14 protein-coding genes and 1 rRNA gene are annotated in these 10111 nt (G+C 69.1%); 1 reads left to right on the forward strand and 14 read right to left on the reverse strand.

What is annotated here, in order from left to right; genetic code table 11:
* Nucleotides 1-40: 40 nt before the first annotated feature.
* Genes QM621_RS12235 through QM621_RS12265 form a run of 7 tightly spaced genes read right to left on the reverse strand, consistent with a single transcriptional unit; the run spans nt 41 to nt 4395 of the window.
* Nucleotides 41-454, reverse strand: coding sequence for a pilus assembly protein TadG-related protein (locus QM621_RS12235; RefSeq protein ID WP_414990665.1), 414 nt, complete (start codon nt 452-454; stop codon nt 41-43).
* The gene (locus QM621_RS12240; protein ID WP_414990666.1) at nt 451-882 is read right to left on the reverse strand and encodes a TadE/TadG family type IV pilus assembly protein; all 432 of its coding nucleotides are present in this window, start codon (nt 880-882) and stop codon (nt 451-453) included. Before QM621_RS12240 ends, QM621_RS12235 begins: the two co-directional genes overlap by 4 nt.
* Nucleotides 879-1232 carry a TadE/TadG family type IV pilus assembly protein gene (locus tag QM621_RS12245; protein WP_414990667.1) on the reverse strand — a complete coding sequence of 118 codons (354 nt, stop codon included), beginning with the start codon at nt 1230-1232 and terminating at the stop codon, nt 879-881. Before QM621_RS12245 ends, QM621_RS12240 begins: the two co-directional genes overlap by 4 nt.
* Nucleotides 1233-1275: 43 nt before the next feature.
* Nucleotides 1276-1458: a hypothetical protein gene (locus tag QM621_RS12250; RefSeq protein ID WP_414990668.1), complete on the reverse strand. Its 183-nt coding sequence runs from the start codon at nt 1456-1458 to the stop codon at nt 1276-1278.
* A gap of 11 nt (nt 1459-1469) precedes the next feature.
* A complete protein-coding gene (locus tag QM621_RS12255; RefSeq protein ID WP_414990669.1) occupies nt 1470-2381 on the reverse strand; it encodes a type II secretion system F family protein in 912 nt (303 codons plus the stop codon).
* Nucleotides 2378-3202 (reverse strand): type II secretion system F family protein, encoded by an 825-nt coding sequence (locus QM621_RS12260; RefSeq protein WP_414990670.1) that lies wholly within the window; start codon nt 3200-3202, stop codon nt 2378-2380. Before QM621_RS12260 ends, QM621_RS12255 begins: the two co-directional genes overlap by 4 nt.
* The gene (locus tag QM621_RS12265; protein ID WP_414990671.1) at nt 3190-4395 is read right to left on the reverse strand and encodes a CpaF family protein; all 1206 of its coding nucleotides are present in this window, start codon (nt 4393-4395) and stop codon (nt 3190-3192) included. The genes QM621_RS12260 and QM621_RS12265 overlap by 13 nt, the downstream gene beginning before the upstream one ends.
* A gap of 253 nt (nt 4396-4648) precedes the next feature.
* Between QM621_RS12265 and QM621_RS12270 the strand changes: the two genes are divergently transcribed.
* Nucleotides 4649-5062: a DUF1801 domain-containing protein gene (locus QM621_RS12270; protein WP_414990672.1), complete on the forward strand. Its 414-nt coding sequence runs from the start codon at nt 4649-4651 to the stop codon at nt 5060-5062.
* A gap of 22 nt (nt 5063-5084) precedes the next feature.
* On the opposite strand, the gene QM621_RS12275 is transcribed toward QM621_RS12270, so the two are convergent.
* The 7 genes from QM621_RS12275 to rrf all read right to left on the reverse strand — a co-directional run bounded on the left by QM621_RS12275 (nt 5085) and on the right by rrf (nt 10103).
* On the reverse strand, nt 5085-5384 hold the full coding sequence (locus QM621_RS12275) for a hypothetical protein (RefSeq protein ID WP_414990673.1): 300 nt from the start codon (nt 5382-5384) through the stop codon (nt 5085-5087).
* Entirely contained in the window at nt 5353-5811 is a 459-nt protein-coding gene (locus QM621_RS12280; protein WP_414990674.1) for a hypothetical protein, read from the reverse strand. Before QM621_RS12280 ends, QM621_RS12275 begins: the two co-directional genes overlap by 32 nt.
* 57 nt (nt 5812-5868) lie before the next feature.
* Nucleotides 5869-7263, reverse strand: coding sequence for an NF041680 family putative transposase (locus tag QM621_RS12285; protein WP_414990675.1), 1395 nt, complete (start codon nt 7261-7263; stop codon nt 5869-5871).
* A 240-nt stretch (nt 7264-7503) separates the two neighbouring features.
* The gene (locus QM621_RS12290) at nt 7504-7725 is read right to left on the reverse strand and encodes a hypothetical protein (RefSeq protein ID WP_414990676.1); all 222 of its coding nucleotides are present in this window, start codon (nt 7723-7725) and stop codon (nt 7504-7506) included.
* Between the two features lie 175 nt (nt 7726-7900).
* Nucleotides 7901-9430 carry an adenylate/guanylate cyclase domain-containing protein gene (locus QM621_RS12295; RefSeq protein ID WP_414990677.1) on the reverse strand — a complete coding sequence of 510 codons (1530 nt, stop codon included), beginning with the start codon at nt 9428-9430 and terminating at the stop codon, nt 7901-7903.
* A gap of 41 nt (nt 9431-9471) precedes the next feature.
* The gene (locus tag QM621_RS12300; RefSeq protein ID WP_414990678.1) at nt 9472-9765 is read right to left on the reverse strand and encodes a hypothetical protein; all 294 of its coding nucleotides are present in this window, start codon (nt 9763-9765) and stop codon (nt 9472-9474) included.
* Nucleotides 9766-9986: 221 nt separating this feature from the next.
* Nucleotides 9987-10103 (reverse strand): 5S ribosomal RNA (gene rrf / locus QM621_RS12305).
* Nucleotides 10104-10111 lie beyond the last annotated feature (8 nt).

Below are 10111 nucleotides of genomic sequence, written 5' to 3' on the forward strand. Positions count from 1 at the left end.
ACTACCGGCTCTGACCTGGGGCTCGGCCTGAGGACGGCTGTCACGGCGACGGACGGTGGAGCCGCCCGGTCGCCTCCGAGACGACCAGCGTCCGTCGGGGCAGGCCGGGCAGCGCCAGCGCCAGGTCGACCTCGCGTTCCAGCCGCACCGTCACGTAGTCGCCCGACACCCTGACCTCGGCCACCCGCACGCCGGACGACGTCGCGACGTGCTCGGCCACCCGGTGTCGGGCGGCGTCGGCGTCGAGCGCCACGTCGGACTGAGCGTAGAAGTGGTCGAGGTCGAGCGCGTCCGCCGCGGCGATGGCGGCGCCGTCGGCCAGACCGTTGAGCCGCTGCCGTTCGATGAAGGCGCCCGAGGCGTTCACGACCACCACCGCGAGCACGCCGAGCACGCCCAGGAAGCCGACCGTCAGCAGTGTGGTCTGTCCTCGTTCGTCGCCACGGCGCCTCATCGTCCCTCCCGATACCGTCCGTAGTCCTGGGCGTAGTCGGCGCTGACCGGCACGACCCCCAGATCGTCGCCGAGGACGCTCGGCAGCAGCGGCAGCTCCTGGTCGACGGACACGAGCACCTGGACGCTCGATCCCGGCTGGAGGCAGTCCGCGGGCGTCGGCCGACAGACGACCTCGACGCGCGCGCCCGTCACCCCGTGGTCGTCGAGCGCCACCGACGCCGCCCGCTGCGCCCGATCCCGCGCGGCGGCGACGTCGGGCGCTCGGATGAACGCCTGCCCGGCGGCCTGGCTCGCCGACGACACCGCGAACGCGGCGCGCTGCGTCTCGAAGACCGCCAGCAGCGCGTAGACCAGAGGGATCAGCAGCAGGATCGTCAGCCAGACGAACTCCACTGCCGCCGCGCCCTCCTCCCTGCGCGCAGTCACGGCTCGACCTCGCGCACCGCGTGGCCGCTGACCTCGACGGTCATGCCCGGGCCGAACAGGCCGAGCGCCGGCACCTCGCTGACGACGCGCACCTCGACGCCGGGCGTGCCCGCGACCGTGGCCGCAACGACCGACACGCTGCGCGTGAACCGGTCACCGACCCCGGCCTCGATCTGCTCCCGGGTCCGCCGCTCGGCGATCCCGGCCGGGGCGTCGAGCGCAGCGGCCGCCCGCGCCCCTTCCGACGCGGCCGCCGTCGACACATTGCGCACATGCATCACGAGCGCCACCTGCATGACGCCCAGCACCAGCGGGACGAGCACGACCGTGACGAGCACGAAGTCGACCACGGCGGACCCTGACTCAGCCCGCCGTCGTGTCGGTCGACGACGCTCAGCCACCGACCGACGCCAGCGCCTGGCTGAGGATGCGGCTGAGCTCCGGCCCGGCGATCGCCGTCAGCGCGGCGACGATCCCCGCCGACATGACGGTGATCATCACCCAGCCGGGCACGTCGCCGTCCTCGTCGCGCGCGGGACGGAGCCGTCGTTCGATCCAGATCAACAGAGTGGGCATGGCGTGTCCTTTCATGAGCCAGTGGTCAGTTGCAACCCGATGACGCCGGGGTAGAAGGCGAAGATCACGGTGACGGGGAGGATGGCGAAGACGACGGGGACCATCATCAGGACCTCGCGCCGCGCGCCGGACTCGATGAGCGAGCGCCGCGCCGACTCGCGCACGTCGGCGGCCTGGGCGTGCAACACGTCGACCAGCGGCGTGCCGCGCTCGACGGCCCCGGCGAGCGCCTCGGCGAAACGCGCGACGCTGGCGACCCCGGTCCGCGCGGCCAGCGCGTCGAAGGCGGTGGCGATGGTGTCGCCGGCGTGCACGTCGCCCATGACCCGGCGGAGCTCGTCGGCCAGGTCGCCGTGCGCGACGCCCGCGACGCGGCGCACGGCCGAGGCCGGACTCTCACCGGCGGCGACGGCCAGCGCCAGCAGGTCGGCGACCGTCGGGAACTCTTGTGCCATCGCCTGCTCGCGTCGTTCGACCCGGCGCGTCAGGTCCTGGTCGCACCACCAGGCGGCGCCCAGCGCGGCGATGGCGCACAGCACCATCAGCGCGAGCGGCGACGCCGGACGACGGGCCAGCATCGCGAGGCTGAACGCGACGGCGACTCCGAACCCGACGGCGGCCGACCGCAGTTGACGGACGCGGAACGCCTCGACGGCGAGGTCCGAGCCGAGCCGGTCGAGCCGCCGACGGACGCTGTCGGCGCTGCCGATGGCCTCGGCGAGCGCGCCGCCGACCGACCGCAGCCGGTCGGCGAGGCCGCGCGCGCCGGGGTCGGCCACCGGTCCACGGGCCACGTCGCCGACGTAGGGGGCCACTCGGTCCATCAGCACGGGTCGACGCGAGCGCCGCCACCCGTCGACGGCCAGCGCGACGCCGCCGACTGCGCCGCCGGCCGCCACCGCGCCCCACATCTCCGGGCTCATGCGAAGATCCTCCGCTCCGCCGGGAGCCGTCCGATCCGCATCATGATCCGGTAGGCGATGACGCACACGAGCGCCCCGCCGACCACGATGACCACACCGGTCGGGGTCGCGTACCGGGCGACCACCTCGGGCCGTCCGGCCATGCTCAACAGCACCAGCCAGGGCGCGGCGACCGCCAACCGCCCGCCGTTGACCGTCCAGGCCTGACGCGACTCCAGTTCGCCCCGCGTGCGCAGATCGTCACGCAGGAAGCCCGACAGCGAACGCAGCACCCGCCCGAGGTCGTGGCCACCGACCTGCCGGGCCAGTCGCAACGCCTCGATCACCCGGTCGCCGACCGGGTCGGCGAGCCGTTCCTTCAATCGGTCGAGCGCGTCGTCGAAGCGGCCGCTCATGCGGTAGTCCCGGCCGAACTGGACGAACGCCGGACGCAGGCTCTCCGGTCCACGCTGGCTCAACGCGACCACCGCCTCCGGCAGCGACAGACCCGCGCGCACGCTCGCCGCGAGGTGGTCGACCGCGTCGGGCCAGACCTCCCGGCGCTCCCGGTTCCGTCGTTCCTCACGGGCGCGGCGCAGACTGCCCGGCGCGAGGGCGGCCAGCACCGCCAGCCCGACCCCGATGGTGGCCGAGCCGGTCAATCCGGCGACGGCGACGAAAGCAACCGTCACACACGCCAGGACGATCCCCGCGCGGCGCAGCCACGCCGTGTCGACCGACCGCACAGCCCGCCCCTCCAGGCGCGGCCGCTCCGGCGTGAGCGCCCATGAGGCGATCAGCGTGAGCCCGAGCCCGAAGGCCAGCCCGATCAGCGCTCCCACGGGCCACCTCCGAGAACCGCGTCCAGGTCGATCCCGGCCCGTTCGAACGCGTCCTGCCGGACGGGACGCCCCACACCCCGGCACAGCTGCCCGGACTGACGGACGAAGACCGACTCGCTCTCGACGTGCCCGGACTCGACCCGGCCGGTCACCGCGACGATCTCCCGCACGGCGCGTCGGCCGTCGCGGTCGAGCGCTGTGTGCACCACGAGGTCGACGGTGCTGGCCACCGTCGGCACGACGAAGGCCGAACCGATGTTCTCCCCGGCGAGCAGCGGCAGCGTGCCGAGTTTGACGAGCGCCTGACGTGCGGAGTTGGCATGGATCGAGGCCATGCCCGGCAGGCCCGCGTTGAGCGCCAGCAGCAGGTCGAGGCACTCGGCGGCCCGCACCTCGCCGACGAGGATGCGACTCGGCCGCATGCGCAGCGACTCCTTGACCAGCGTCCGCAGGTCGATCTCGCCGTTGCCCTCCAGCCCGGCGGGGCGGCACTGCAACTGCACCCAGTCCGGATGGGTGAGCTGCAACTCGTAGACCTCCTCGACCGACACCACCCGCTCACGTCCCGGAATGGCTCCGGCGAGGCAGTTCAGCAGCGTCGTCTTGCCCGCCTGCGTCGCCCCGGAGACGACGATGTTGAGCCCGGCCACGACGCTGGCCCGTAGGAACTCCGCCGCCGGCTCGTCGAGCGTTCCCAGCGCGACGAGGTCGTCGAGATCGTGCGCCCGGGCGACGAACTTGCGGATGTTGACCGCGGTGAAGCCCTTGGCGATGCCGTCGAGCACGACGTGCAGCCGGTGTCCGCCCGGCAGGTTCGCGTCGACGAACGGCTGGCTGACGTCGAGACGGCGGCCGGTGGTCGAGAGCATGCGCTCGACCAGCTCGCGGACCGTCTCGGCGGTCAAGATGACGCTCGTCAGCTCGTGGCGGCCGTGACGCGCGACGAACACCCGGTCGGGCGCGTTGATCCAGATCTCCTCGACGGTTTCGTCGTCGAGCAGCGGCTGCAACGGGCCGAGACCGGCCACGTCGGCCACCAGCCGGGCGACTTCCTCGTCGACTCGGTCGAGCCCGCGCACCGCGCCGGTGAGGCTGGCCCGCTCGTGCTCCTCGACGACATCCTCGGCGGCACGACGCACCGCCTCCGGGTCGGCCCGCGGGTCGATGCGGCGCTGCCGGACGAGATCACGCACCCGTGTTGTGAGAACCGTTGACGGATCCACCCCTGATCCTTCCCCCGAAAGAAACAGAAAACTTGCCGCATACTGTGACCCGAATATCCGAATCGGTCAAGCACCCTGACGACACACTGTGGAAAACTCGTTCAGAATCACTGGAATCTCAGTCCAATCAGTGACACGGGCACTGACGCTGATCAGCATCGACGGCGTGACCGCCTGCCTCTCGCCCCTCCCTTTCGCGTCGCGATAGTCCTAGACTCGGGACATGGCGAGCGAGGCGAAGACACGACCGACCGACGTCCCCGTCGAGGAGTTCCTGACGGGCAAACCGGCTCGGCAAGCCGCCGAGAGCGAGACGCTGACCGACCTCATGCGACGGCTCACCGGCCACGAGCCGGTCATGTGGGGACCCAGCATCGTCGGCTTCGACAGCTACCACTACGTCTACGACAGCGGCCGGGAGGGCGACGCCCCGGCGCTAGGCTTCTCGCCGCGCTCGGGCACGTTCGCCATCTACCTCGACGACTGCGCGAACCATGTCGAAGCCCTCGCCCGCCTCGGCCCGCACCGGGCCTCCAAGGCCTGCCTCTACGTGAAGAAACTCTCCGACGTCGACCTCGACGTGCTGGAGGAGATCCTGCGCGCCTCCCTCGCCGCCACGAAGGCCGCCTACGGATGATCGACCAACCGCACCACCCGAGTCAACATTCGAGCGCCGGATCGGTCGCCGCGATGACGACGCACTCACGCTTCCAGGTCCCGCCGATGCCCTTCTCCATGTCGTGGAAGTTCAGGGAGTAAGCCGTCGGCGCGGCGACTTCAGCGAGCAGACTCGCGACTTCGCTCTCAGGGACTTTCATGAAAACGGTCGGGATACTCATGAACCCGCCCTCGTCCATCATCCACTGGGTGTATCGCTCCATGTTGGAGTAGTAGACGCTCTCGACCGATATCAAACCGGGATAGCTCTCAGTGAAGGTTCTGCTCTCTTGCGAGACCATAGGCTCGCCTACAGAGTCCTTGCTCTCGCTTAAAGGGAAGATCCGTAACCGGATAGTGCCCTCTCACTGACGCGGCCCCCGCATAAACATTGCCCGGATAGACGTTGGCCAACGGCCAGGAGAATTCGCGTCCGGCCGTCGTGTTCTTCACCGTCACACTGCCGGTGATATCAGTGAACACCGCGCTGAAACCGGGCTCCTCATGCGTCCCGTCCTCCCACGGCTCATCCTGCCGGAGGTCATAGGCGACATCGAGGGTGTAGCCGTTGTCGGACTGAATCGACACAGCCCCCTGGAATCGGGACGCCTGCTCCTCCAACGTCGTTTTATAACCTACTGAGTAACGCACGATGTCGTTCAGAGGATCGTCGCCGAACGCCTCGCACACATCGTCGACGTCCTCGCGAGTGACCCCGTCGGCGAGCATCAAGGCCGCCTTCTCAAGCCAGAAAACTCGCTGCTCCTCAGCTTGTTGTTTAACCTTTCAGGCTGCTTTTCCGATGGGTTGGATGGGTGCTTTGTGTCGGTTGGGGTGTCCGTGTGGGCGTCCGGGGCCTGGTGTGGATGTTTTCGGCGGTTTCGCGGGGTGTGTGAGTGTCTGGTGGATCCGGCGGAATCCTGCGCGTACTCGTGTGGGTGTGAGTTTCTCGGCGGGTAGGGGTCGCTGCCAGGGCAGTCGGCAGTCCCTCGCCATGGTGCGGGCGAGTCGTAGCTGGGTGTGCGCGGTCACGATCAGGGCGGTCCATCGGTCGGCTGCGGCGGGTTCACGCAGGCGTGCGCGTGTCCAGCCGAGTTGTTGTTTGAGGAACCGGAATGTGTGCTCGATGTCGAAACGGCGGCAGAACATCGACCACCAGTGATCGACTGCGGCCGGGTCGGCCGGTTCTGGTGTCGAGACCCACAACCAGAGCGGTCTGGGTGTCCGGTCGCCGGGCAGACGCTCGACCCGCAGGCTGATCAGTGTGCCCTCGATGACCGGCGTGGGGCCCTCGTGTCCGGCCCATGGTCCCCGTCGTTCGAGCCGGGGATGGGTCCGTGTCCAGGCGCGGGCGGCGGCGTGCCCGTATCGGTCGGTGTCGTTCGTGGTGGCCATGGCCGGGTCGTCGTGCGTGCTGGCGTCTCGTAGCGACAGGCGTGTCCCGTGTCGTGGCGGACGGCCACGCCGGGCGGGTCCGGCAGGGGTGTCGGCCGGCCGGTGGTACACCCGGTTCGAACGGACTCGTCCGAGGACCTCGACGGGCAGACCTGCCAGCAGCCACGCCAGGCGGGGCAGGTCGTAGCCGGCGTCGGCGACGACGAGGATGTCGGGGTCGCCTGCCTGGTGGTGGCCCGCGGCCCTCAGGTTCTCCACCACAGTCCGTAACTGTCCGGCGGTGACACCAGTGGCGTCGTCGCCGGGGCGGAGACGACGGAAACTCAGGACCGCCGTCCAGGATGTCGGACCCGGCTCCACAGCGACGACGAACGAGTACGGCCACCCCGGGATCATGTCCGCCCGTCCACGTCCCCGGGCGTAGGTGTGGCAGAACGACCGGTCCGGGCTCGTGGCCGCGTCGGGGCGCAGCCAGTTCGACACGTCCACCGCCAACACGATCCTCGCCCTGCCGTCAGGTCCGGTGACCGTCGGGACCGGCGTCGCCGCCAGAACCCGACCGAACCGGTCGTAGTCGACGTGTCCGGCGTTCAACGCGTCGTAGACGCCCCCATGTCCGCGTTCCTGCTCGGGCTCCAACGACAGCCGAGCGACATCGGTGACCCGGCTCGGCGTGCAGGCGATCGCGTCGGCGAGCTCGAACAAGGCGTCCGGACGTCTTGTCATACACCCATAGACGCGAGTGCGGAAATCATCAAGGATGTCCAGCGGATCGTGTCGCTTCACGCGCTGAACGACAGTATCGGTGAGAATCATGGCGAAGGGCCGCCGTTTCCGTGCTTCATTGCTTCGTAACAATCAGCATCGGACTCGGCGGCCCTTCACCCCGCAGGACACGCCGCAAACCCCACACACCCCGCAGACCAACGGTTAAACAACAAGCTCAGACGCGGCGGCAAAATCCGAGCACGTTTCCGCACCGTCGTCATCGCGGAACTGCCCATACGCCTCTCGCGCCATGTCGTCCTAATCGGCTTCCTCACGGGTGAAGTCGAGAACGTCAGGAGTCTCGTCCAGCTCCTCGCCGTCCATAGTGGCCAGCAGGACGCCTTCCTCCGTCTCGAAAACGATCACATCGTCACCGAAACGAGCCTCCTCCGAAAAGGACATCTCCTCAGCGATATCGTCGCGGAGACGGTCGTTGCCGTCTTTCCACTCTCGACACGAGACTTCGTCGGGGTCGGTCACCCGTTCCTCTGGCGGCGAGGGCCGAGTGTCATCCCCCCGCCAGGCATCCCGATAGCGACAGCACGGCGATCATGAGCGCGCTTGGTAGACAACTCGTCCGCTTCACCATGCGCCAAAGCCCAGTCTGAACGGATAGTCGGCAACACCCTCGTTTCCGTGGGTGGTCCCAGTCGCGTCAATCATCACCCGTCACCCGCGCGACACGGGTCGGCGCTTGACGCCCGCGCGCGAGAAAAGGCTCGATCTCCACCCAGTGGTCGGCCTCGGGGCCGGCTCGATCCAGCATCGCCGCGTTCACGACCACCCGTCCCGGCACCGTCTTGGCGTGGTCGGTCAGGCGCGCGGCCTCGTTCACCGGATCGCCGATCACGGTGTACTCGTAGCGCTGCGCCGCCCCGACATTGCCGGCCACCGCACGCCCCGAGGAGACACCGACTCCGGCCTCCAGTCCAGGCACCTCGCCGGCCAGCCGACGCGCCATCCTCCTGGCCGCCGTCAGCGCGCGCGCCTCGAATCCGTCGATCGGCAACGGGGCGTTCCATATCGCCAACGCCGCGTCGCCCTCGAACTTGTTGATCGACCCGCCCTGCGCCTGCACCTCGTCGATCACGACCTGGAAGAAGCGGTTCAGCAGCGAGACCACCTCCTCGGGGTCCCGCTCGACCGCCAGCGTGGTCGACCCGATGACGTCGACGAACAGCACCGAGACGTGACGCGCCTCCCCGCCCAGGCTGACTCCCTCGGCCAAGGCCGCCCTCGCCACGTCGTCGCCGACGTGACGGCCGAACAGGTCGCGCAGACGTTCACGTTCACGCAAGCCCGTCACCATCTCGTTGAAGCCGGCCTGCAACATGCCGACCTCGGTGCCGTCGTCAATCGGAATCCGCACGTCGAGGTCCCCGCCTCCGACGCGGGTCAAAGCGAGGCGCAGGCCGCGCACCGGGTCGGACGTCGCTCGGGCGGCGGCGTAGGTGGTGAAGCCTCCCACCACGAAACCGATGGAACCCAGCACCAGCATCGTGATCGACACTTGCCGCACCGTCACATCGTCGGATCGGATCAGGGTGGCGAGGCCGACCGCCGCCGAGCCCCACAAGAGCACGCCCGTGCCCAGGACCCAGGCGAACATGGTCCGTCCAGCCACCGTCCGCACCCGTGATCGCGTCGGCACGCCCGTCGCGAGGGCACGTCGGGCGAGTGGACGCACCACTCGTTCTGTCAATAAATAGACAATTGACGACGTCGTGGCGCCCGCGAGGCCGATGATCTGTGTGACGGTGAGTGCCAGCACCGGCGAGACGGTGGCGTTGAACGCGGCGAACACCGCCGTCCCGAGGCTCCACAGCACCGCGTGCATCCAGAAAAGCCGACGGGGGACCGCCAAGAGGTCGATCTTCTCCTCGTCGGTCGGCGGGCGGTCTTGACGCACCCAGTCAGCCAGCCCCGCCGTCATCGCCAGCCCCCATACGGTGCCGACCGCCACGAGGATCGGCACGAGTGTCAGCGCCAGCGCGAGGTTCCGCATCGCCAGACTCTGCCCCGGCTCCACTGGCAGCGGGATCACCACGGTGGCCAGGAAATACACCGCGACGCCGCCCACGGCGCTGGTGAGGATGAGACCGCCGATCAGGACCGCCCGTAGCCACCAGACAATTGACATGCGGCGCACATAGGCGGCCAGGCGGTCGGCGCGAGTCGGTTCCACGAGTACTTTCTACCGTGAAACCGACCCCGACCGCTCGTTTCTCAGGAGGAGAAGACCGACGAGTCAGCAGAGTCGCCGCTCCCGGAATCCTCATCCGTCGAACCTGAGTCCTCGTCCGTCGATCCAGGAGCCTGCCCGCCGCCGCCAGGGCCGCCGTTGCCCTGCCCGCCCTGGTCGCCGAAACCACCTTGCGGCCCCTGACCAGGCCCCATCTGACCGCTCTGCGGTCCGTCGAAGCCACCGGAATCCTCCGAGTCGAGCGCGAAACCGAGCCCGATCCCGCCGCCGAGGCCCACGATGAGCGCGACAGCGGCGAGGGTCGACGCAGTGGGCACTCCGACGCTACGCCGGGCCTTCGCGGGCGGTGGGGGCACCGCCTCCGCTGAAGTCTGGCTTTCGATCTGTGTGTTCTCGTGTGTGTTCGTCATGCCTTCACGATGACGCTTCGCTCTGTGCGGCAGCTATGCCCGCAATCGGACAGAGCTAAGTGTCACGAAAAGGATGGGAAACGGCAGCGAGCCCGCCCCGTAGGGGGCGGGCTCGCGCTCTCGATGATGTTCGGCGGCGTCCTACTCTCCCACACCCTCTCGGATGCAGTACCATCGGCGCTGAAGGGCTTGACTTCCGGGTTCGGAATGTGACCGGGTATTTCCCCTTCGCCATGACCGCCGTAACTCTGTC

It is taken from the genome of Aeromicrobium sp. (genome assembly GCF_047606445.1).
Lineage (GTDB): Bacteria > Actinomycetota > Actinomycetes > Propionibacteriales > Nocardioidaceae > Aeromicrobium.